Below are 21,095 nucleotides of genomic sequence, written 5' to 3'. Positions count from 1 at the left end.
CGGACGCCCGCCCGGCGTCAACTTCGGTTGACGTCGGGAGCCTGTCAACGTATGTTGACAGCATGACCGATGCGACCGATCTCGCCGCACGGGCCGGCGACCGCGACCCCCGGGTCGGGCTACGGGCCGTCTCCGCCCTGCGACGTCTGCTGGAACAGATGGAAGCCGTCCAGGTACGCGCCGCGCGCAACCAGGGCTGGTCGTGGCAGGAGATCGCGACCGAGCTGGGAGTCAGCCGGCAGGCCGTCCACAAGAAGTACGGGAGGCAGTGATGTTCGAACGGTTCACGAAGGCCGCACGCGCCGTGGTGAAGGGGGCGGTCGAGCACGCGGAGCGGGGCGGGGCGGCGGCCGTCACCCAGGAGCACCTGCTGCTGTCCCTGCTCGACCGGGAGGACACCCGGGCGGCGGACGCGCTGCGGACGCTGTGCCCGCCGGACCGCCGCACGTCCCTGGTCGCCGACCTGGCCGACGCCCGGCGCCGGGCGGGACTGTCCCGGGCGGACACGGAGGCCCTGGCCGACCTCGGCATCGACGTCGGCGCGATCGTGGCGCGGGTGGAGGAGACCCACGGCACGGGCGCGCTGGCCGGTGACCGGAAGGACTCCGGACGGCGGTCGGGCCGCCGCCCCTTCTCGCGGGAGGCCAAGACCGTCCTGGAGAAGTCCCTCCGGGTGGCGCTGGCCCGCGCGGACCGGGAGATCGGCGACGAGCACATCCTCCTGGCGCTCACCAGCACCGGCGGGGTCGTCGCGGAGGTCCTGGCCGACCACGGTGTGACGTACGCGTCCGTCGACACGGCGGTACTGCCGTCCGGCCACCGCGCCTGACCGCGCGCCGCACCGGACGACGGCCGGTGAAGAGGCCGAGGCCGGTGCCCGGACCCGAGGTCCGGGGCCGGTGTCAGCGCCCCCTGCCAGACTGCTCCGCATGTCTCTCTCCGCGCTCACGCTCGACCAGTGGCGGTCCCTCGACCTGCCGTCCGCACGCCGTGTCGCCCACGAGGCCGCGGAGTGGGTCGGCGGCCGGGTGACCTCCGTCGAGACCGTGGAGCACCTCGACGCCCCGCTGCACCGCGTCCGGATCGAGCGCAGCGCCCAGGAGTTCGCCCTGATACCCGGCGGCACGGTGACGCTCGGGTTCGACCCCGACGCCTGGCGGCCGACGCCCGAGCAGACCGCCGACTACGCGGAGAGCCTGGACCAGGGCTTCGGCTTCGGTCCCGATCTCCGGGCCCATCTCGCCCAGGTCCTCAGCCCGCGCCGGACCGTCACGCTGGCCACGGTGCTCATGGCCGTGGAGGACGAGAGCCTGACCGGGCCGCCCGCCGGCATCCCGGCCGCGCTCGCGGCCCGCGGGCTGCGGATGCCGAGCGCGGACGAGTGGGAGCACGCCTGCGGGGCCGGCTCCACGACCCTGTTCCGCTGGGGCGACGACTGCCCCCTCGACCTCGGCCCCTACGAGCACCCGGAGGGACCGCAGTCCCGGCCGAACGCCTTCGGCCTGCGCATCGCCCATGACACCTACAGCGCGGAACTGACCAGCGACACCACCGCCGTCCACGGCGGGGACGGCGGCGAGTCGGTGTGCGGCGGCTACGGCACCCTGCTGGGGTGGCTGCCCCTGGCGACCGCCAACCGCAATCCCTTCATGGCCGAGTTCGTGTACGGCCCGGACGGCGAGGACCTCTGCGAGGACTTCTCCACCCGTCCCGTGCTCGCCTTCTGAGCCCGCGTCACCCCGCGTCGCTCCACGTCACCCCGCACTCCCCGGACTGCTGTGCCACAGCTTCCTTCCGCCCGGCGTCCCCTTGGGGACCCCTTCGCCGGCCGGCTTCAGGTCGGCCCAGGGGTTCATCTCGTAACCGGTGGACAGGGTGATGCGACGGCCGGAGTCGCCCTTTCCCCCGGCGGACGCGGACTCGGCCGAAGCGGATCCAGCGGGCTCGGGCGGCGGTTCGGCGAGCAGGTCCCCCACCGCGCCCAGGCCGCCGGACGCCCGTAGCTCGACGAGGTCGGCGAGGTTCCAGGCGGCGGCGCCGACCACGCTGACGCTGCGCGGGCCGCGCCGCTGCACCACACCCCTGACCAGGAGCAGCCAGGAGTGGAAGACGGTGTGGGCGCAGCGCTCGTGGGCGTCGTCGAAGAAGGCGAGGTCGACCAGGCCGGTGCCGTCGTCGAGGGTGGTGAAGATGACCCGTTTCCCGGAGCGGATCGGCGGGGTCTGGGTGGCGGCCTTGGCGCCGGCGACGAGGACGGTGCGGCCGTGGGGGGTCTCGCGGAGGCGCTGTGCGGAGACGACGCCGAGTTCGCGGAGGAAGGCGTGGTGGTCGTCCATGAGGTGGCGGGAGGCGTCCATGCCGAGGATGCCGAGTTCGGCGCTGAGGCGTTCCGTCTCGTCGAGGTCGGGCAGGCCGACGGGGGCGGTCCTCCCGCCCTGGGCGAGCGGGAGCTGTCCGCCGTGGGAGGCGGCTCCCCGGTGGACGCGCCGGAGTTCGGTCAGATGGAGGAGGAGGTCGCGGCGGTTGGCGCCGAAGGCGTCGAGCGCGCCGACCTGGGCGAGCCGTTCGGCGACGGGGGTGCGGGGGCGGGCCCGTTCCCAGAAGTCGAGGAGGGAGGTGTAGGGCTGTCCGTCCTCGATACGGGCGCTCTCGGTCTCGCCGATGCCGTGGACGTCGGTCAGGCCGAGCCGGAGTCCCCACACCGGGGGTTTCTCGGACACCAGTTCGATACGGTGGGCGACCGCCGACCGGTTCACATCGAGCGGCAGCACCGGCACCCCGCGCCGGCGCGCGTCCGCGAGCAGCAGCCGCTTGGGGTACATGCCGGGGTCGTGGGTGAGCAGCCCGGCGTAGAAGGCGGCCGGGTGGTGGGCCTTGAGCCAGGCCGACTGGTACGTCGGTACGGCGAAGGCCACCGCGTGCGCCTTGCAGAAGCCGTACGAGCCGAAGGCCGCCACGATCTCCCAGGTGCGGGCGACGACCTCGTCCCCGTAACCGCGCTCCGAGGCCCGCCGGGTGAACCAGAGCTCGATCCGGCCCTGCGACCCGGCGTCCGAGAGTCCGCGCCTGACCTGGTCGGCCTCGGCCCGGTCGCAGCCGGTCATGATCCGTACGATCTCGATGATCTGCTCGTGGAAGACGACCACGCCGTACGTCTCCCGCAGCGTCTCCGCCAGGTCGGGGTGCGGGAAGCGGACGGGCGCGCGGCCGTGCCGGGCCTCGATGAAGGGGCGGACCATGTCGGCGGCGACCGGGCCGGGCCGGAAGAGGGAGATGTCGACGACGAGGTCGTGGAAGGTCGCGGGCTGGAGCCTGCCGACCAGGTCGCGCTGGCCGGGCGACTCGATCTGGAAGCAGCCGAGGGTCTCGGTGGAGCGGATGAGGCGGTATGTCTCGGGGTCTCCCTCCGGGACCGCGTCGATGTCCGGGCGGGTGCCAGTGGCCCGCTCGACCTCGGCGACGGCGTGGGCCATCGCGGACTGCATCCGCACCCCGAGGACATCGAGCTTGAGCAGCCCGAGGTCCTCCACGTCCTCCTTGTCGAACTGGGACATGGGGAACCCTTCGCCGCTGGTGGGGACGACGGGGGTACGGGTGAGCAGCGAGGCGTCCGAGAGCAGGACCCCGCAGGGGTGCATGGCGGTGCCCCGGGGCAGCGCGTCGAGGGCCTCGACCAGCTCCCAGAGCTTCCCGTACTTCTGCTTCTCGCCCGCGAGTGCGCGCAGTTCGGGCAGTTCGTCGAGGGCGGCGAGCGCGTCCCGGGCGCGGATGTGCGGGAAGGCCTTGGCGATCCGGTCGGTCTCGGCGGGGTCCATGGAGAGGGCGGCGCCCACGTCCCGTACGGCGTGCCGGACCCGGTAGGTCTCGGGCATGGCGACGGTGGCGACGCGTGCGGTGCCGAAGCGGTCGATGATCGCCCGGTAGACCTCCAGACGGCGGGCGGACTCCACGTCGATGTCGATGTCGGGCAGGGCGGTGCGGCGCTTGGAGAGGAAGCGTTCCATCAGCAGGCCGTGCTCGACCGGGTCGGCGTGCGCGATGCCGAGGAGGTGGTTGACGAGGGAGCCGGCGCCGGAGCCGCGGGCGGCTACCCGGATGCCCATGCCCCGTACGTCGTCGACGACCTGGGCGACCGTCAGGAAGTAGGTGGCGAACTGGTGGTGGGCGATGATGTCCAGCTCACGATGCATCCGGTCCCAGTAGGCGCCCCGCTTCTCGTACCCCTTCAGGACCATGCCGGCGGCGGCCCGGGAGGCGAGGACGCGCTGTGCGGTGCGGTGCCCGGCGCCGACGAGGCGCGCTTCGGGGAAGTGCGCGGAGCCGATGCCGAGGTCGTCCTCGGGGTCGACCAGGCAGGCGGCGGCGACCGCTTCGGTCTGTTCGAGAAGCCGGTGGGCGGTGTCCCGGCGGAAGCCGGCGGCCTCGACGGTCCGCTCGGCGGCGGCCCGCATGCCGTCGGCGCCCTCGGCGCCCTTGGAGCCCTCGGATCCTCCGGTGCCTTCGAGCCCTTTGAGCCAGGCCTCGCCGCTGTCGAGTTCCTTGCGGGGGTCGATGGGGACGAGCCGGCGGGCCGAGTCGAGGACGTCGGCCACCGGGCCCTGGCCGGGGTCGGCGTAGCGGACGGCGTTGCCGAGGACGGGCCGGACGCCCTGTTCGGCGGCGAAACCGACGGTACGGGCGGCGAGCCGCAGGGAGCCGGGCCCGGTGCCGGTGCGGCCGTGGTCGACGGCCATGAGGCGCAGGGCGTCGCCGTACCGCTCGCGCCAGGGGGCGAGCAGCCGGGCGGCCCGGTCGGGGCGTCCGGCGGCGAGGGCGCGGCCGATGTCGGAGGCGGGGCCGAGCAGCACGAACACGTCGTCGTGGAGGGCGGACCAGGACAGCAGGGGGCGGTCCCCTCCCCCGGCGTGGGCGGCGGTGACCATCGCGCAGAGGGAGGCCCAGCCGGTGCGGGAGCGAGCGAGGAAGACGGCCCGGGGTGCGGACTCGTCGATGAACGCGCCGCCCCGGACGGGCGCCCGGCGCACGTCCTGCGGGCCGTCGGCCGGGCCCCGCGCCGCCGGTTCGTACGCCAGGTCGACGCCGAACAGGGGGCGGACGCCCTCCTTCTCGCAGGCCTTCGCGAAGCGGATCGTGCCCGCGAGGGTGTCGCGGTCGGTCAGGGCGAGCGCGTCCAGGCCGCGGGCGGCGGCGCGGGCGGCCAGCCGTTCGGGGTGGGAGGCGCCGTAGCGCAGGGAGTAGCCCGACGCGGTGTGCAGGTGCGTGAATCCCGGCATGACTCGCCTCACCGCACTCTCACATCGAATTCGTACACATGTTCCCACCCCCCTGAACCCAGCGTAGCCTACTTTCGAACGTTCGTACGATAACCCGTTCGGGCCCTTCCCACCTGCGGAAACACCGCACTCCCCCGAGCCTGGGGGGCATGAGCTTCGTCGATGAACTGAAAAGCGCCGTCACCCCACGAGCCGCCCTGCTCGTCGTCGGCGTCTTCGCCCTCCAGCTCCTGTTCATCACCTCGTACGTCGGGGCCCTGCACAATCCGAAACCCGTGGACGTCCCCTTCGGCGTGGTCGCCCCTCAGCAGCAGATCGCCACCACCCTGAACGACCGGCTGGAGAAGCTGCCCGGCGACCCCTTCGACCCGCATGTGGTCGCGGACGAGGCAGAGGCGCGCGACCAGATCATGAACCGGGAGATCGACGGGGCCCTGATCGTCGACCCCCGGAGCCGCACCGACACCCTGCTCGTCGCCTCCGGCGGCGGCAAGGTGCTCTCCTCGACCCTGCAGGCGATCGTCACGAAGCTGGAGGCGGCCAACCAGCGCCTCGTCCGGACCGTCGACGTGGCCCCGTCCTCCTCCCAGGACTTCAACGGGCTCTCCGCCTTCTACCTGGTCATCGGCTGGTGCGTCGGCGGCTACATCTGCGCGGCGATCCTGGCGATCAGCGCCGGTTCGCGGCCGGCCAACCGGGAGCGGGCGATCATCCGGCTCGGCGTGCTCGCGCTCTACGCGGCGCTCGGCGGCCTCGGCGGCGCGATCATCGTCGGCCCGATCCTGGGCGCACTGCCCGGCAGCATCGCGGCCCTGTGGGGCCTGGGCACCCTGGTGGTCTTCGCCGTCGGCGCCGCCACCCTCGCCCTCCAGTCGGTCTTCGGGGTCGTCGGCATCGGCCTGGCGATCCTGCTGATCGTGATCGCCGGCAACCCCAGCGCGGGCGGCGCCTTCCCGCTGCCGATGCTGCCCCCGTTCTGGAAGGCGATCGGCCCCGCCCTGCCACCGGGCGCGGGCACCTGGGCGGCGCGCTCGATCGCGTACTTCAAGGGCAACGACATGACCTCCTCGATGCTGGTGCTCTCGGCCTGGGCGGTCGTCGGCTCGGTGATCACCCTGGTGATGTCCTCGCTGAAGCGGAGGCCGGAGACGGAGCCGATCGCCTCGGAGCTGGGCGAGACCAAGGCCTGAGACGTACGACGAGAGGCCCCCCGCCACGCTTCGGTTCAAGAGGTCGTTGCAACACCCTGATGCAGGGGGACGCGATGGACTTCGAGGTACGTGAGAACCGGAGGCCACAGGGGCCCAGGAAGCTCCTGAAGGAGGCGGGGATGCCGCACCGGGCGCGCAGTTCCTCGACCGCCCGGGCGTAGGACTCCACTCCCTCCTCCGGGGTCCCGGCCGGCAGGCCCGGCATCCGCGCGATCTCCTGGAAGCGCTCCGGGGCCCGGTAGACCTCGGCCTTCGGCCACGGCACGGCCTTGTGGGTGACGGTGCCGTTGCGGCGGATCACGTGCGGGAGCAGCAGCGCGTTGGTGCGGCCGTGGGCGACACGGAAGGTGTTGCCGAGGGAGTGAGGGGCCGGAAGTCCTCTTGTGAATGCATTCACAAGAGGACTTCCGGCCTGATGGGCTCTAGTACACGCTGACCCCGTACGCGCTCAGCGCCTCCGTCACGGGCTGGAAGAAGGTCGTCCCGCCCGAGGAGCAGTTGCCGCTGCCGCCGGAGGTGAGGCCGATGGCGCGGCTGCCCGAGTAGAGCGGGCCGCCGGAGTCGCCGGGCTCGGCGCAGACGTTGGTCTGGATCATGCCGTAGACGATGTCGCCGCCGCCGTAGTTCACGGTGGCGTTCAGGCCGGTCACGGAGCCGCTGTGGATGCCGGTCGTGGAGCCGCGACGGGTGACGGACATACCGACGGTGGCGTTGGCGGCGCTGGTGATGTCGACGCTGCCGACCGTGCCGGACTTGGTCACCGAGCTGTTGGTGTAGCGCACGATGCCGTAGTCGTTGGTCGGGAAGCTCGACCCGGCCGTGGAGCCGAGCACGGTGGCGCGGCCCGAGTCGGAGTACCAGGTGCCGGCGCCGTCGGTGCAGTGGCCGGCGGTGAGGAAGTAGTAGTTCCCCGCGCTGTCCTTGACGTTGAAGCCGAGCGAGCAGCGCCAGCCGCTCGTGTAGATCGCGTCGCCGCCGGAGATCAGCTTGTTGAAGGTGCCGGGGGTGCGCTCGATGCGCAGGGCGCCGGCGTTGGCACCGGCCTGCCGCTTGATCTTCGCGATCTCGGCCGGGGAGACGGTGGAGTCCGCGGTGACGACCACCGCGCCGGTGGCGGTGTCGACCCGCCAGGCGGTGCCGGCCACGTCCGCGGCGAGTACGGCGTCGCCCGCCGCGGAGAGCTGGGTGGCGCTGAACGTCTGCGCGGAGTCGGCGTTCGCGGTGGGGACGGCGAGCGCCGCGGCGGCGGCGAGTCCTGCGGTGACGGCGAGCAGCCGGATCGTTCTCGTGGGGGTGGTGCGCATGGTCCTCACTTCTCGTTCCTCCCGAGGGGAATCGGGGGCCCGCCGTGGGGTGCCGGGCCCGTGAGGCGCGGCCCGGGGGCCGGCGCTGTGGGGGAGTGTCGGGCCGTACGACTTCACGCCGCAAGGGCGTCTTTCGGCCGTACAGCCCTCAACTACCCAGCACCACAAAGGCGTTGAGAAGGTGATGACACGAGGCAGCGGGTCAGCTCCGGACCGGCAGCCGCTCCCCCGCCGCCACCGCGGTGTCGAGGGTGTTCCCCGGGGGCGGGAAGGGACAGATGAAGTGGTCCGCGAAGGCGCACGGGGGCAGCAGCGCGCGGTTGAGGTCCACCGTCACCGAGCCGTCCGCCGCCGGGGCCGCCGGGCGCAGGAACCGGAAGCGGTAGCTGTCCCGGCCGCTGGTGGCGTCCGCGAAGACGGCCCACAGCGAGCCGTCCTCCTCGACCGCCACCTGGAGGGTGCGCTCGCCGCCGTGCAGTTCGAAGACCAGCTCTCCGTCCAGCCCGAGGCCGCGCTCGACGCCGTCGGCGTTCTCCACCCGCACGCTGCGGGTCTCCCCGTACGGGCGGTAGACGCCGGGCACCACCCAGCGCTCGTCGTACGGGGTGGCCTCGATGCCCCGGAAGGCGGCGCGGGCCTGGGAGCCGGGGTCGAAGTCCCTTACCGCCCAGTGCCCTTCCCGCCGCAGCACCACGAGCCGTCGGCCCGCCGACTCGACCCGGGACCCGTGGATCGGGCCGTGGTCGGCGCCGAGCCTGACCGTGCCGGCGAGGGGCTTGCCGTCGACGGTGACCCCGTCCTCGGCACGGGCGCTGAGGAGCACCTCGTCACCGTCCTCCCGCCACTCCCCCGGAACGGCCGGAATTCGCCCCTCCGGGTAGTCCGAGAGCCAGTGGGTGCCCGTGAGGGAGAGCGGGCCGTACGAGGAGGAGACCGAGGCCTCCCGCTGCTCGTGCCAGTGCTGCCAGTCCTGCCGGTGATCCGTACTCATGGTGCTCAACCCTTCCATACGGTCCCGGGAAGCCCGAGGTGCGACCGCAGCGTCGTGCCCGAGCACTCCGTACGGAAGACCCCGCGCCCCTGGAGCAGCGGGACGACCCGGTCGACGAAGCCGTCGAGGCCGCCCGGGGTCAGGTGCGGGACCAGGATGAAGCCGTCGGCGGCGTCCTCGGCGACGAACTCCTCCAGGGCCGCCGCCACCGTCGCCGGGCTGCCGGCGAAGGACTGGCGGCTGGAGGACTCGATGACGGTCTGACGGATCGACAGTCCCTTGGCCTCGGAGAGCGCCCGCCACCTCCGGGCCGCCGCCACCGGGTCGGCGACCCGCACCCGGCCCTGAACCAGCGCCGATTCGGGGTCGGGGTCGATCTCCGGGAGCGGTCCGTCGGGGTCGTGGCCGGACGGGTACAGCGAGACCGGGGCGATCTGGATGTCGCTCCAGCAGGGCCGCAGCGATGTCGTGATGAACCCCATCAACGGCGTGCGGTACGCGGTGACCCAGTAGCGGCGGGCGCTCCGGCCGGCGGAACTCCGACGGGGGCGTCAGCAGTCGCAGCCGCAGTCACAGCCCCCGCAGCAGCCGTCCCCCTCGCAGCAGGAGGAGCAGTTGCTGCAGCAGTCACAGCAGTCGCAGCAGTCGCACTGCTGGCAGAGACCCTCGCGCCGCTGACGGTTCCAGGGGTCCTCGAAGGTGCCGCAGCACATCTGGCAGGTGCAGGCCATGCCGACCCAGAGGGCGCATCCCGCGATCAGCCCGCGCCGGTTCGGCGGTCCGGGCGGGAGCGGGCCGCCGCCCCCGGGTCCGCCGGGACCGGGAGCCCAGGGACCGCCCGGGCCGCCGGGCCCTCCGGGGCCGGGGGCGTACGGGTTGCCGGGGACGGGTCCCGGACCCTGGGGGGCGTACGGGTTGCCCGGCCCATGGGCGTGCACCGGTCCCTGTCCCGCACCCGGCGCTCCGTGCGAGCAACTGGTCGTGCCGAAGGCGCGGTCGACCGAGGTGCGCAGTTCATGGGCCAGCAGGACGTGGACCAGCTTGCCGTCGGTGAACTCGGCGTCCTTCAGGGCGAGGCGTATGCCGTGCAGGGCGTCGTCGGCGAGCCGGCGGGCCTCCTCGCGGGAGGTGCCGGTCGCGGTGAGCGGGTTCCAGGCGCCGGCGGCCGCGTCGGCGTTCTGGTCCTCGACGGCGTCCAGCAGGTGGGCGAGCCGGCCGAAGAGCCGGCCGGCCTCGGCGAGCGGCGCCGCGTTCCCGGGGCGGCCGGCGAGGACGGCGGTGTGCGCGAAGGCGGCCGCGGTCGCCGTCTCGGTCGGCTCGGTGACGGTGAGCAGGGGGGTACCGAGTCCCGCGAGGGTCTCGATACCGGTCTGGCGGTCGACGGCGTCGACGAGGACGGCGGTGTCGAAGCCGAGGGCGCGGCCGGTCCTGGCGCCGGCCCGGTCCCAGGAGCGGGCGACGCGGCGGGCCGCCACGGCGACCGGCCGGCGCGCCAACAGGCCGTCCCGGTCGGCGACGTGGTCCCGTACCTTCGCCGAGGCGAGGACGAGCGAGACGGCGGCGGCGAGCCGGGCGCCCTCCCCCTGGGCCACGGGCGCGGTCCGCATGCCGCGCAGCGGACAGGGGCCCGCGGTGCGGCGGCCACCCGCCACGGTGCCGGTCTGAGCCTCCGTCAGGACCGAGACGATGAGCCCGTCGTAGTTGGTGACGACGCGGGCGAACTGCCCGTGGTCGGCGCGAAGTGCCAGGCAGAGGCCGCAGAGGTGGGCCATCCACTCGACCTTCAGGCCCTCGGTGAGCCGATGGGTGCAGGGTCTGACGATTCCGAACAAGGACTCCCCCGTGAGTCGTGGGTCTGGCCGATTTCCATGGCCGGCGGGCGGCCACGCGGCATCGTAGCGAGCGGGTTCGTTCACCCGTACGCGCCCATCGTCACCCTTCCGGCACGCCTTTCATATTTTCATCTGCATGGCCCTCCTTCAGGCCCCGCATACCGCAAGATTCCTGACGAATCACCAGCAAACGGTGCTCACGTTCTGCACCAGTACCGTCACGAATCCCCTGCGCGCCGACTATCCGCTTGGCGCGCGATCCGCATCATGAAGGACGATAGGGATTGCGGAACCACAAGTGACCGCGCTGAAAGGAGGCGTCCATGGGATCGGTGCGCAAGGCCAGTGCCTGGCTGGGACTCGTCGAGGACAACGACGAGCGTTACTACGACGACGAGTACGCCGACGGTGCCGAGGGCGGCGACGCCTGGGTGACGGACCCCCGGGTCCGGGTGGCCACGGACACCGCCGAGGATCGGGGCCGCCGGATCGCCACCGTCTCCCCGGACGGCTTCCGGGACGCCCGCGGCATCGGCGAGCTCTTCCGGGACGGCGTCCCGGTGATCGTGAACCTGACCGCGATGGAGGGCAACGACGCCAAGCGCGTGGTCGACTTCGCCGCCGGTCTCGCCTTCGGCCTGCGCGGTTCCATCGAGCGCGTGGCGACGCGGGTCTTCCTGCTCACCCCGGCCGACACCCAGATCGTCACGGGCGAGACGGGCCGGCGCCGCCAGGACGGATTCTTCAACCAGAGCTGAGCGGGTCCGCCGGCCCGGCCGGGGCACCACCCGAGGGATCGGGTCAGTGCACCGGACGCCCCGAGCCGGCCGACTCGATCGCTTCCCGGGTCGCGGGCACCCGCGGCTCGGCGGACTCCACGGGCATCGGATATCCGGGGGCCTCCACCGAGGGCCGCACCACCGCCGGAGCCACCGTCGTCTCCGGCTTCTCCGCCGCCGGGACAGCCTCCGTCGTCTCCGCCTGGTCCGGCTCCTCCACCGGGCACTCCATCACCCGGGGCAGCCGCCGGGCCATCACCGCCCCCAGGAGCAGCAGCCCCGCGCTCACGCAGAGCGTGATGTGGAGCCCGTTCACGAAGGCGTGCCGGGCGGCCTGGTGCAGGGCCTCACCCGCCGTGCCGCCGAGCTGGCCGGCGACCTGGTACGCCTCGCCCAGCGAGTTCGCGGCGGCCCGGCTCGCCTCGGCGGGCACCCCGGGGACCGAGGCCAGCCCGGGGGCGTACGCCGCGTTCATCACACTGCCGAGCAGCGCGATGCCCATGCCCGCGCCCAGCTGGTACGAGGTCTCGCCGATCGCCGCCGCGCCGCCAGCGCTCCGCGCCGGCGCCTCGCTGAGCATCGACTCGTACGCCGAGAAGAGCGTGGTCTGCAGGCCGAAGCCGAGCAGGACGAAGCCCACCGTGAGCAGCATCGGCCGGTCGTGCTCCCCCATGAGGACGAGCAGCAGCACGGCGGCGGCGGTGAGGACGAAGCCCCAGCCGACCATCCGGCGGGGTCCGATCCGGCGCAGGGTGTACGAGCCGGTGGCGCCGGCGGCCATCGCGGCGAAGGTGAGCGGGAGCAGCCGCAGCCCGGTCTCCAGCGGGCTGAGGCCGAGGACCAGCTGGAGGTACTGGACGGCGATGAGCTCCAGGCCGACCAGGGCGAGCATGCCGATGACGATGCAGCCGACCGAGGTGGTGAAGGCGGCCCGGGAGAAGAGCCCCATGTCGATCAGCGGGTGCGGTCGCCGCTTCTGCCGCCGTACGAAGAGGACGAGGAGCGCGGCGCCGATCAGCAGCGGCCCGGCGGTCGGGAGGGCGAGCAGCGGGTCGCCGGCCCCGGCGCGCTTGACGCCGAGGACGCAGCCCAGCACTCCGGCCGCGGCCATGAGCGCGCCGAGGACGTCCCAGGGGCCGTCGGCGGCTCCCCGGGACTCGGGGAGGAGGCGGCGGCCGAGCGGGAGGATCAACGCCATCAGCGGGATGTTGATGAGGAAGACGGAGCCCCACCAGTAGTTCTCGACGAGGAAGCCGCCGAGCACCGGTCCGGTGGCGGCCCCGATCGCGGCGGTGGCGGTCCAGACGCCGATCGCGGTGGCGCGCTCCCGGCGGTCGGGGAAGACCGCGCGGAGGATGGAGAGCGTGGCGGGCATGATCATGGCGCCACCGACGCCGAGCAGCGCGCGGGCCGCGATGAGGACCGAGGGTTCGGTGGCGAGCGCGGCGACCGCCGAGGCGATGCCGAACAGCCCGTAGCCGAGGAGGAGGATCCGCCGTCTGCCGACCCGGTCGCCGAGGGTGCCGAAGAGGATCAGCAGCGACGCGCAGACCAGGGGGTAGGCGTCGACGATCCAGAGCAGCGCGGTGGAGCTGGGGCGCAGGTCCTCGGTGAGCGAGGGGACGGCGACATGGAGGATGGTCGCGTCGAGGGCGACCAGGAGCAGACTGACGCACAGGACGACGAGGACGACCCAGCGGTTGGCTCCGTCGCCGGTGGCGGCGGGCGGTCGTGCTGGGGCCGTGTTCGTCCGCGACATGTACGTACCTCCCAGTGAAGCTCTCGCCCCCGGCGGGCCCCGACCAGGGGATATGGCCCTGGGGCGGCCCGGCATCGAAGGGCGAGTGAGCCGTCAGCGTACGCGAGTTCAAGCGTCGAGCGCGTGGTGCAGCTCTCACCCCGGCGGGCCTCGTGGTGTGGCATACGCCACTCGGGCCGGGTCGCGCGTCGCATGGAATTCCGTACGGACATGCGTTTGAAGCTTTTCCCTCGCGTTCAAACACACTTACGGAATGAGCTTCGCGACAATAGGTCGGAAGGTCATCGGATTTACCGACGGATGCCAGGAATAGGACGGTCGCTGAGACCCACTCCACATCACATCAACATCACGAAGGGAGCGGATCGACCGGGTCGGCTTCTCACTCCCTGTAACGTCGATTGGGTGCGTACCGACATCTTTGCCCGGCTGGACCGGGAGCCGGAACCGCCGAAGATAGAGGTCCCGCGGATGACCCGCACGCGTCTCGCCCTCTTCGGCGGGACGTCGGCGTTCTATCTGGCCATGGTCGTCGCCGTTCTGCTGTCGTCGTGGCTGGTGACCCTCGACTGGAAGATCATGCTCTTCCGGCCCTACCAGCAGTGGCCGGAGATCCACGGTTTCCTCGACTACTACGTCGTCCTCGGCCAGCGCGGGCCCACGGCCGTCATGGTGGCCGCCTGGCTGGGCTGGCGCTCCTGGCGCCAGCACACCCTGCGGCCCCTGCTCTGCCTCGGTGCCGCCCTCCTGCTGCTCAACGTCTCGGTCGGCGCGGTCAAGCTCGGCCTCGGCCGTCTCGGCCCCCACTACGCGACCCAGGTCGGCTCCGCCGAGCTGTTCGCGGGCGGCGACATATTCCCCTCGGGTCACACTGCCAACGCGGTCGTGACCTGGGGCATCCTCGCCTATCTGGCGACCACCCCGAGAGCCAGACGCTATCTGTCGGCGCTCTCGGCCGTGGTCGCGCTCGGCGTCGGCCTCACCACCGTCTACCTGGGCACGCACTGGCTGAGCGACGTGCTGCTGGGCTGGGCCGCCGGGCTGCTCGTCCTCCTGGCGCTGCCCTGGTGCGAGCCGGTCCTCGCGGTGGCCGAGTCGTGGATCCTCGCCGCGCGCGACCGGATCAGGGAGCGGCTGCGGGACCGCCGCCGCCTGGTGCCCTCGCTGCCGGTGGCCTCCGGCGGTCCGCGTCCCGGGTTCTTCCCGCCGCGCCCGCAGGGGTCCGAGGAGCCCGTCAGGGAGCCCGTGGGGGTGGCCGGCGGACGCCGCGCCCCGGTGACCCGGGGCTGACCACCCAGCTGTACGGAAGGGCCCCGGCCGAGATCGGCCGGGGCCCTTCCGTATGCGCGCGTGCGGCCGGTCAGCCGGCCCAGCAGCGGGTGACGGTGCCGCCCTCGACCTCGAAGTTGAGGCGTCCGTGCAGGTACTCCATGGTGATGATCGAGCCGGGCGGCAGGGACCTGACGGTGCTCCAGCCGCGCGTCCTGGCGAGCTGCTCGGCGCCCTTCGCGTCGAGGCCCACATAGGACTCGGGGGCGTCGCGGGGCGGCTGGGGAGTGCGCGATGTGGGTGCCATGTGCCTCACGTTAGTACCTCGGCGGTCACGCTTGTGTCACAAGTTCTCGACATGTGTCCGACGCTACCGCCGTTACTCGGAGGGCCCGTTTCCGGCCGTTTCTCGAGCAATTCCGAAGGCCGCCCATCAGTTCGCACGAACGGCCCGGGAGCCGCGATTCAACGCGCGTAATTCCCTCTTCCCGCGGGCCCGTCCCGAATTGCGTCGGCGACGCGCGCGCGAGCCGCTCACTCTTCCCTTACACAATGCTTACGCTTGCCGAACGCCCGGAGACGCGGAGCCGGGTCGACGGCGAGGCGGAGGCAGCGATGGGCAACGGGACAGTGACCGCAGCCGTCGAATCGACCCCACAGCGGCACGGGCGCGTGCTGATCGACTGGCTCACCACCACCGACCACAAGAAGATCGGCCACCTCTACCTGGTGACCTCGTTCCTCTTCTTCCTGGTGGCCGGGCTGATGGCCATGCTGATGCGGGCCGAGCTGGCCCGCCCGGGGCTCCAGCTGGTCACGAACCAGGAGTTCAACCAGGCGTTCACCCTGCACGGCACGATCATGCTGCTGCTCTTCGCGACGCCCACCTTCGCCGGCTTCGCCAACGAACTGGTGCCGCTCCAGATCGGCTCGCCCGACGTCGCCTTCCCGCGGCTCAACATGTTCTCGTACTGGCTGTTCCTCTTCGGCGGCCTGATCGTGCTCGGCTCGCTCCTGGTGCCCAGCGGACCGCCGGCCTTCGGCTGGACCGCGTACGCGCCCCTCAACAGCCTGCAGCGCACCCCCGGCATCGGCGCCGACCTGTGGATCATGGGCCTCGCGCTCGCGGGCTTCGGCACGATCCTCACCTCGGTGAACTTCCTGGCGACGATCGTCGGGATGCGGGCGCCCGGCATGACCATGTTCCGCCTGCCGATCTTCACCTGGAACGTGCTCTTCACCGCGATCCTGGTCCTGATGGCCTTCCCGGTCCTCGCCGCCGCGCTGCTCGTCCTGGAGGCGGATCGCCGCCTCGGCTCCGTGGTCTTCGAGCCCCAGAACGGCGGCGCGCTGCTCTGGCAGCACCTGTTCTGGTTCTTCGGGCACCCCGAGGTCTACATCATCGCGCTGCCGTTCTTCGGCATCATCAGCGAGATCATCCCGGTCTTCGCCCGCAAGCCGATCTTCGGGTACACGACCCTGATCGCCGCGACGATGGCGATCACCGGCCTCTCGGTGGTCGTCTGGGCCCACCACATGTTCGCCACGGGGGCGGTGCTGCTGCCCTTCTTCTCGCTGCTCTCGTTCCTCATCGCGGTGCCCACCGGGGTGAAGTTCTTCAACTGGACCGGCACGATGCTGCGGGGCTCGCTCTCCTTCGAGACCCCGATGCTGTGGTCCGTCGGCTTCCTGGTGTCCTTCCTCTTCGGCGGCCTCACCGGGGTGATCCTCGCCTCGCCGCCGATGGACTTCCACGTCACCGACTCGTACTTCGTGGTCGCCCACTTCCACTACACGGTCTTCGGCACGGTCGTCTTCGCGACCTTCGCGGGCTTCTACTTCTGGTGGCCGAAGTTCACCGGCCGGATGCTCGACGAACGGCTCGGGAAGATCCACTTCTGGACCCTGTTCGTCGGCTTCCACCTGACCTTCCTGGTGCAGCACTGGCTCGGCGCCGAGGGCATGCCCCGGCGGTACGCCGACTACCTCCAGGCGGACGGCTTCACCACACTCAACACCGTGTCCACCATCGGCGCCTTCCTGCTCGGCAGCTCCACGCTGCCGTTCCTCTACAACGTGTGGCGGACCTGGCGGTACGGGACGAAGGTCGACGCCGACGACCCCTGGGGCTTCGGCCGCTCCCTGGAGTGGGCGACCTCCTGCCCGCCGCCCCGGCACAACTTCGCCGCCGTGCCCCGCATCCGCTCCGAGGCACCCGCCTTCGACCTGCACCACCCGGAGTTCGCCGCCTACGAGCGGATGCGGATCACCGGCCCGCCGCAGGAGGACCGCCCGGCCGGTCGAGCGCCCGGGACAGACGGTCCCTGAGCGCGCGGACCGCCTCCGCGAGCTGCGGCGGGTCGAGCACCTCGAAGTCGAAGCCCATGAACGCCACGTGGAACACCATCGCGTCGAGGCCGGGTGCCCCCGTCCGCAGCAGACAGGTGTCCTCGCCGTCCGCCGTCAGGACCCCGGCAAGAGGGCTGACGACAGCGGCCGCCTCGGCGAGCGGGACGAAGAGCCGGACCGTCGCCTCCGCCGCGTAGGCACGGCCCGAGACGCCCTTCGACACATAGGCGGCCAGGTCCTCGGCGGGCGGTTCGCGGGGCGTGAAGCGCGGGCCGTGCGGTGGTGTCGGCACGATCCGGTCGGCCCGGAAGGTACGCCAGTCCGCCCGGTCCACGTCCCAGGCGACCAGGTACCAGCGGCGCTCGCTGCACACCAGACGGTGCGGCTCCACGGTCCTGCGGGTGGCCGTCCCGCCGTGGTCGCGGTACTCGAACCGCAGCCGCTCGGCGTCCCGGCAGGCATGGGCGAGTTCGGTGAGGACGGCCGGGTCGATCATCTCGCGCGGGGTGCGCAGCATCGGCACGGTGAAGGCGTTGAGGGCGCTCACCCGGCGCCGCAGCCGCCCCGGCAGGACCTGCTCCAGCTTGGCCAGGGCCCGTACGGAACTCTCGCCGATGCCCTCCACGCCCTGCCCGGCGGCGGCGCGCAGGCCGACGGCGACCGCCACGGCCTCCTCGTCGTCGAGCAGCAGCGGGGGCAGTTCGGCCCCGGCGCCCAGCTGGTATCCGCCGCCGGTGCCGGGGCTCGCGTTGACCGGGTAGCCCAGCTCCCGCAGCCGGTCGACATCCCGCCGGACGGTGCGGGGCGTGACCCCGAGCCGGTCGGCGAGGGCGGCGCCGGACCACTCGCGGTGGGCCTGGAGCAGCGAGAGCAGACGCAAGAGCCGTGCTGAGGTCTCCAACATGGCACCGAGTCTGCCAGCCTTCGCGGACGACTTCTGTCCTCGATGGGCGCGATGCGCGGACGTACGGCCCTGGGTGCACCGGAGCCGGTAGTGCCGGTGCCGGGCGGGCCGGAGCCCGCGTCCGCCGCTCCCGGTGCCGTCAGCGGAAGCGGCGGACCAGCCGGCCGGCCTTCGCCTTCAGGGTGTAGACCGCGTCGACGGCCCGGCCCGTCGCCCGGTGGAACGCCGCCCGGCCCGGCGAGTGGCCGCGCCCACGCGCGCCCCGCTCGACCAGCTCCGTCCACAGGGCCTCGTGCCGGGCGGCGATCCGGGCGGGGTCGAAGCGCTCGGAGGCGTCGAGCGCGGCCCGCGCGGTCTTGGCGCGCAGCTCCTCGTCCTCCACGAGCCGGCGCAGCGCCCGCGCGAAACCGGCCACGTCGTCGACCGGCACCAGGAACCCGTCGACACCGTCCTCGATGATCTCGCGCGGCCCGTGCGGGCAGTCGGTGGAGACGACGGGGAGGCCGCAGCGCATCGCCTCGACGATGGTCATGCCGAAGGACTCGCGCTGCGAGGTCACGGCGGCGATCGAGCCCTTGGCCAGTTCGGGTTCCAGCGGGGTCACCGAGCCCATGAGGAAGACCTGCTCGCCCAGACCCCGGTCCTTGATCTGCCGGGTCAGCGGCCCCTTGAGGTCCTGGACGGCGTCCCCGGTGCCGTAGATCCGCAGTGTCCAGTCGGGGTGGTCGGCGGCGACCTCGGCGAAGGCGTCGATCAGCACGTCGTACCGCTTGACCCTGGTCAGCCGGCCGGCGGAGACGACGGTCTTCGCCGCGGGGTCGGCGGGCGGCCCGGAGGGCGCGGGCACGCTGTTGGGCACGCCCTCGATCCGTACGCCGGGCAGCCCGAGCTTCCGGTACGCGCGGGCGTCCGCCTCGGTGACCGTGGTGACGGCGTCGAGGAGCGCGTACTCGTGGCCGATGTCCCGGCGCAGCCGGTAGCTGTGGCCGTCCAGGATCAGGTGCTCCTGGCCGATGAGGACCGGTCCGCGCCGGGCCTGCCGGGTGAGGTGCACGTTGAGGCCGGGGCGGGTGCCGACGAGGACGTCGGCCTCCACTCCGCGCAGGTGCTCCCCGATCCGGGCGTCGGTGAGGGCGCTGTACTGCTTCCAGCGTCCGTCGCCGCGCGGGAAGACCTCGGCGGGGCGGTGGAAGTCGGGGTGGTCGCCGTCGTATCCGGGGCTGTCCTTGCGCAGGTCGACGAGGTGGCGCAGGACCACGCCGGAGGGCAGGCCGAGGAGTGGGTGGTCGCGGTGGCGGAACACCGAGACGATCTCGACCTCGTGACGCTCCGCCAGTTCCTCGGCGAGGGTGAAGGTCGTCCGGATCGTGCCGCCGTAGTGGTAGCCGTTGTGGAGCAGAAAGGAGATTCGCATCGCGCTGCCGGTTCCCCCCGGTCAGTTGATCGGTCGCCCGACTGTACTGCCGGTGACGGGCCGGTGTTCACGGCCGGTGGCCGAGCAGGGGTCGCGGACGGTGGCGGACGGGGCATACGGGCGGTGGCGGACGGGGGCACGGGTGGTGGCGGACTGGGGTTGGGCGTGGTGGCCGGGGGAGGTCACGGCCGGTAGCCGAGCTGGGGCACGGTCGCGCAGTTCCGGGTCATCTCGCCCTGGCTCACCCAGCCCCTGCCGTCCTGCCAACGGGCCACCGACAGGCAGGTGTTCCGGGTCGCGGGCGGGCGCGCCAGGTGCTCGAAGCGGACGGGGAGCAGCAGCCCGCGGGCGGTGTACGGCTCCGGACGGTTCATGAACCGCTCCACGCACGCGCGCGTGAGTCCGTCCGCGGGACAGGAGCGGGCCGCGTCGGTGAACCACATCGCCGCCGCCCAGCCCTCCAGCTGCCACTGGGACAGCGGCCGGTCCCCCATCGCCGCCCGGAACTCGCGGACCGCCGGGTTCCCGGTGTCCTGGTGGTTGCGGCTGGACGCGGTCGCCCACAGGGAGTTCCGGCAGCCGGGGGCGCGGGCGTAGTCGCGGGCGACGGAGGAGGACCAGTTCTGCACGTTGGTCACCTTGGCGTCGACACGTACCCCGAGGGTCTCCATGGCCTCGCAGAGGCGGACGTTTCCGTGGGTGTCCATGGCGTCGAAGAGGACGTCGACGTGCTGGGCCCGCAGATCGGCGGCGACGGCCCGGAAGTCGGGCAGTGCGAAGTCGACCTGCTCCTGGACGACCCGGTAGCCCTCGGCGCGCAGGCCCCGGGTGACCAACCGGGCGTACGCGGCGGACGCGGTCTGGTTGTAGGAGACGACGGCGGCGGTCCTGGCGCCCCGCTCCCTGGCGAACCAGCGGTAGACCTCGGTGCCGCCGTACAGGACCCCGCCCCAGCCGGGTTCCTTCCCGGTGCGCGGGGCGGAGCTGCCGTAGATCCCGTACAGGTGCGGATACGTGTCGTACGCGGGGGTGAGGGGCTGGCCGCCGATGTCGGGGACTCCGGCCTGGGCGACGAGGGGTGCGCCGGCGTAGTCGAGGGCGGTGGTGGCGACGAGGGCGAAGACCTTTCGTTCGTCGACGAGCCGGTGCACGCACGCGTTGCTCCCGACGCCGCTGCCGCCGTCGTCGCAGGTCTCGACCTCGATCCGGCGCCCGTCGATGCCTCCGCGCGCGTTGAGGGCGTCGAACCAGGCGCGGGCCCCGTCACGCGGGCCGGTGAACGCGTCGCCGCCGACCGGGCTGGTGGCGCTGGTGATGATCCCGACGCGGAGCGGCTCACCGCCGGAGGGGTGGGCGGTGGGCCGCGTCTCGAAGGCGCGCTCCGGGAGCCGGCTGCCGCAGGCGGTGAGGAGAAGCAGCAGCAGGCCCAGGAGCAGCGCCGCTCCCGCCTCAGCAGCCCGGAACGGTGACACCGCTCAGCTCGACCAGGCCGCACAGGGTCTTCACGGAGACCTTCCAGGTGTCGTTCTGCAGGACGGAGGTGCCCTTGGCGCCGGGCAGGGCGGGGTTTCCGCCGACCAGCAGGTCGTAGGTCACGTTCGCCCCGGTGGCGGAGGTGAACTCCACCCCGGTGACCTTCGCGGAGGTCATGGCGGCGTTCTTGTCGCCGCCGAAGGCGCCGAGGACGGCCTGCATCCGCTCCCCGTTCTCCAGGAACTTGACCCGCTCGGCGGCCGGGGTCTTCGGGTCGAAGAACGCCGTCCAGTTCCTGATGATCTCGGCCTTGGCGACGACGGGGTCGGCGGGCCGGCCGACGGGGGGCGTGGTCTTCGTCGTCGTGGGCGGGGTGGTGGTCGTTCCGGCGCCGCTGTTGCCGTTGTCGGAGCAGCTCGCCAGGGCGGGGGCAAGAAGCAGCACGCCCGCAGCCGCGAGGACCCCCGCTCGGAGGTGTCCGCCGCGTCGTTCGAAAACCATCTGGCTCACCACCGGATGTCCCTCCGTGCCGTACGG

At 72.6% G+C, this 21,095-nt stretch carries 17 protein-coding genes and 3 pseudogenes; 8 read left to right on the top strand and 12 right to left on the bottom strand.

Features of this window, described 5'->3' with window-relative positions; genetic code table 11:
- Window positions 1-62 precede the first annotated feature (62 nt).
- From ABT154_RS10005 to ABT154_RS09995, 3 genes are all read left to right on the top strand, one after another.
- Window positions 63-272 carry a helix-turn-helix domain-containing protein gene (locus ABT154_RS10005; RefSeq protein ID WP_351855236.1) on the top strand — a complete coding sequence of 70 codons (210 nt, stop codon included), beginning with the start codon at window positions 63-65 and terminating at the stop codon, window positions 270-272.
- Window positions 272-829 (top strand): Clp protease N-terminal domain-containing protein, encoded by a 558-nt coding sequence (locus ABT154_RS10000; protein WP_351855234.1) that lies wholly within the window; start codon window positions 272-274, stop codon window positions 827-829. Before ABT154_RS10005 ends, ABT154_RS10000 begins: the two co-directional genes overlap by 1 nt.
- Window positions 830-929: 100 nt before the next feature.
- Window positions 930-1,727: a hypothetical protein gene (locus ABT154_RS09995; protein ID WP_351855231.1), complete on the top strand. Its 798-nt coding sequence runs from the start codon at window positions 930-932 to the stop codon at window positions 1,725-1,727.
- Window positions 1,728-1,754: 27 nt separating this feature from the next.
- Here ABT154_RS09995 and ABT154_RS09990 read toward each other — a convergent pair whose 3' ends face one another.
- Window positions 1,755-5,273, bottom strand: a complete 3,519-nt coding sequence (locus ABT154_RS09990; protein ID WP_351855228.1) for a DNA polymerase III subunit alpha — start codon at window positions 5,271-5,273, stop codon at window positions 1,755-1,757.
- 149 nt (window positions 5,274-5,422) lie between these two features.
- On the opposite strand from ABT154_RS09990, the gene ABT154_RS09985 reads away from it, so the two are divergent.
- Window positions 5,423-6,463 (top strand): DUF3533 domain-containing protein, encoded by a 1,041-nt coding sequence (locus ABT154_RS09985; protein WP_351855226.1) that lies wholly within the window; start codon window positions 5,423-5,425, stop codon window positions 6,461-6,463.
- Window positions 6,464-6,584: 121 nt separating this feature from the next.
- On the opposite strand, the pseudogene ABT154_RS09980 reads toward ABT154_RS09985, so the two are convergent.
- The 4 genes and pseudogenes from ABT154_RS09980 to ABT154_RS09965 all read right to left on the bottom strand — a co-directional run.
- Window positions 6,585-6,896: pseudogene (locus tag ABT154_RS09980) on the bottom strand (bifunctional acetaldehyde-CoA/alcohol dehydrogenase); the annotation flags it as partial.
- A 10-nt stretch (window positions 6,897-6,906) separates the two neighbouring features.
- On the bottom strand, window positions 6,907-7,788 hold the full coding sequence (locus tag ABT154_RS09975) for a S1 family peptidase (RefSeq protein WP_317877869.1): 882 nt from the start codon (window positions 7,786-7,788) through the stop codon (window positions 6,907-6,909).
- A 202-nt stretch (window positions 7,789-7,990) separates the two neighbouring features.
- On the bottom strand, window positions 7,991-8,779 hold the full coding sequence (locus tag ABT154_RS09970) for a DUF1684 domain-containing protein (RefSeq protein ID WP_351855223.1): 789 nt from the start codon (window positions 8,777-8,779) through the stop codon (window positions 7,991-7,993).
- Window positions 8,780-8,784: 5 nt separating this feature from the next.
- Window positions 8,785-9,189, bottom strand: a pseudogene (locus tag ABT154_RS09965) (F420-dependent methylene-tetrahydromethanopterin reductase); the annotation flags it as partial.
- A gap of 4 nt (window positions 9,190-9,193) precedes the next feature.
- Between ABT154_RS09965 and ABT154_RS09960 the strand changes: the two are divergent.
- Window positions 9,194-9,289: pseudogene (locus tag ABT154_RS09960) on the top strand (ABC transporter substrate-binding protein); the annotation flags it as partial.
- A gap of 41 nt (window positions 9,290-9,330) precedes the next feature.
- Here ABT154_RS09960 and ABT154_RS09955 read toward each other — a convergent pair.
- On the bottom strand, window positions 9,331-10,611 hold the full coding sequence (locus tag ABT154_RS09955; protein WP_351855221.1) for a DUF5685 family protein: 1,281 nt from the start codon (window positions 10,609-10,611) through the stop codon (window positions 9,331-9,333).
- 323 nt (window positions 10,612-10,934) lie between these two features.
- Here ABT154_RS09955 and ABT154_RS09950 point away from each other — a divergent pair, with 323 nt between their 5' ends.
- Window positions 10,935-11,369, top strand: coding sequence for a cell division protein SepF (locus ABT154_RS09950; protein ID WP_317877600.1), 435 nt, complete (start codon window positions 10,935-10,937; stop codon window positions 11,367-11,369).
- Window positions 11,370-11,412: 43 nt separating this feature from the next.
- On the opposite strand, the gene ABT154_RS09945 is transcribed toward ABT154_RS09950, so the two are convergent.
- Window positions 11,413-13,149, bottom strand: a complete 1,737-nt coding sequence (locus ABT154_RS09945; protein WP_351855219.1) for an MFS transporter — start codon at window positions 13,147-13,149, stop codon at window positions 11,413-11,415.
- A gap of 405 nt (window positions 13,150-13,554) precedes the next feature.
- Between ABT154_RS09945 and ABT154_RS09940 the strand changes: the two genes are divergently transcribed.
- Window positions 13,555-14,439 (top strand): phosphatase PAP2 family protein, encoded by an 885-nt coding sequence (locus ABT154_RS09940; protein WP_317877602.1) that lies wholly within the window; start codon window positions 13,555-13,557, stop codon window positions 14,437-14,439.
- 70 nt (window positions 14,440-14,509) lie between these two features.
- Here the strand turns inward: ABT154_RS09940 and ABT154_RS09935 are convergent, their stop codons facing one another.
- On the bottom strand, window positions 14,510-14,725 hold the full coding sequence (locus ABT154_RS09935; RefSeq protein WP_351855217.1) for an I78 family peptidase inhibitor: 216 nt from the start codon (window positions 14,723-14,725) through the stop codon (window positions 14,510-14,512).
- 308 nt (window positions 14,726-15,033) lie between these two features.
- Here ABT154_RS09935 and ctaD point away from each other — a divergent pair, with 308 nt between their 5' ends.
- Window positions 15,034-16,746: an aa3-type cytochrome oxidase subunit I gene (gene ctaD / locus ABT154_RS09930; RefSeq protein ID WP_351855765.1), complete on the top strand. Its 1,713-nt coding sequence runs from the start codon at window positions 15,034-15,036 to the stop codon at window positions 16,744-16,746.
- Here ctaD and ABT154_RS09925 read toward each other — a convergent pair.
- The 4 genes from ABT154_RS09925 to ABT154_RS09910 all read right to left on the bottom strand — a co-directional run bounded on the left by ABT154_RS09925 (window position 16,685) and on the right by ABT154_RS09910 (window position 21,059).
- Window positions 16,685-17,671, bottom strand: coding sequence for a helix-turn-helix transcriptional regulator (locus tag ABT154_RS09925; RefSeq protein ID WP_351855215.1), 987 nt, complete (start codon window positions 17,669-17,671; stop codon window positions 16,685-16,687). The two genes, ctaD and ABT154_RS09925, sit on opposite strands and share 62 nt — an antisense overlap.
- A 139-nt stretch (window positions 17,672-17,810) precedes the next feature.
- The gene (locus ABT154_RS09920) at window positions 17,811-19,085 is read right to left on the bottom strand and encodes a glycosyltransferase family 4 protein (RefSeq protein ID WP_351855213.1); all 1,275 of its coding nucleotides are present in this window, start codon (window positions 19,083-19,085) and stop codon (window positions 17,811-17,813) included.
- A gap of 182 nt (window positions 19,086-19,267) precedes the next feature.
- Window positions 19,268-20,557, bottom strand: a complete 1,290-nt coding sequence (locus tag ABT154_RS09915) for an ABC transporter substrate-binding protein (protein WP_351855210.1) — start codon at window positions 20,555-20,557, stop codon at window positions 19,268-19,270.
- Entirely contained in the window at window positions 20,535-21,059 is a 525-nt protein-coding gene (locus tag ABT154_RS09910) for an MTB12 C-terminal domain-containing protein (protein WP_351855208.1), read from the bottom strand. The genes ABT154_RS09915 and ABT154_RS09910 overlap by 23 nt, the downstream gene beginning before the upstream one ends.
- Between the last annotated feature and the right edge of the window lie 36 nt (window positions 21,060-21,095).

The organism is Streptomyces sp. NPDC001728 (assembly GCF_040297565.1).
Lineage (GTDB): Bacteria > Actinomycetota > Actinomycetes > Streptomycetales > Streptomycetaceae > Streptomyces.
The sequence above is the reverse complement of the archived record's forward strand: the minus strand, read 5'-3'. Positions and strand labels throughout refer to the sequence as shown.

Bases quoted from the DNA above. Each gene is read 5' to 3' on its own strand.
- ABT154_RS09995 (WP_351855231.1), top strand. From the start codon at position 930: ATGTCTCTCTCCGCGCTCACGCTCGACCAGTGGCGGTCCCTCGACCTG.
- ABT154_RS09990 (WP_351855228.1), bottom strand. From the start codon at position 5,273: ATGCCGGGATTCACGCACCTGCACACCGCGTCGGGCTACTCCCTGCGC.
- ABT154_RS09910 (WP_351855208.1), bottom strand. From the start codon at position 21,059: ATGGTTTTCGAACGACGCGGCGGACACCTCCGAGCGGGGGTCCTCGCG.
- ctaD (WP_351855765.1), top strand. From the start codon at position 15,034: ATGGGCAACGGGACAGTGACCGCAGCCGTCGAATCGACCCCACAGCGG.
- ABT154_RS09925 (WP_351855215.1), bottom strand. From the start codon at position 17,671: ATGTTGGAGACCTCAGCACGGCTCTTGCGTCTGCTCTCGCTGCTCCAG.
- ABT154_RS09985 (WP_351855226.1), top strand. From the start codon at position 5,423: ATGAGCTTCGTCGATGAACTGAAAAGCGCCGTCACCCCACGAGCCGCC.
- ABT154_RS10000 (WP_351855234.1), top strand. From the start codon at position 272: ATGTTCGAACGGTTCACGAAGGCCGCACGCGCCGTGGTGAAGGGGGCG.
- ABT154_RS09950 (WP_317877600.1), top strand. From the start codon at position 10,935: ATGGGATCGGTGCGCAAGGCCAGTGCCTGGCTGGGACTCGTCGAGGAC.
- ABT154_RS09945 (WP_351855219.1), bottom strand. From the start codon at position 13,149: ATGTCGCGGACGAACACGGCCCCAGCACGACCGCCCGCCGCCACCGGC.
- ABT154_RS09975 (WP_317877869.1), bottom strand. From the start codon at position 7,788: ATGCGCACCACCCCCACGAGAACGATCCGGCTGCTCGCCGTCACCGCA.
- ABT154_RS09920 (WP_351855213.1), bottom strand. From the start codon at position 19,085: ATGCGAATCTCCTTTCTGCTCCACAACGGCTACCACTACGGCGGCACG.
- ABT154_RS09935 (WP_351855217.1), bottom strand. From the start codon at position 14,725: ATGGCACCCACATCGCGCACTCCCCAGCCGCCCCGCGACGCCCCCGAG.
- ABT154_RS09970 (WP_351855223.1), bottom strand. From the start codon at position 8,779: ATGAGTACGGATCACCGGCAGGACTGGCAGCACTGGCACGAGCAGCGG.
- ABT154_RS10005 (WP_351855236.1), top strand. From the start codon at position 63: ATGACCGATGCGACCGATCTCGCCGCACGGGCCGGCGACCGCGACCCC.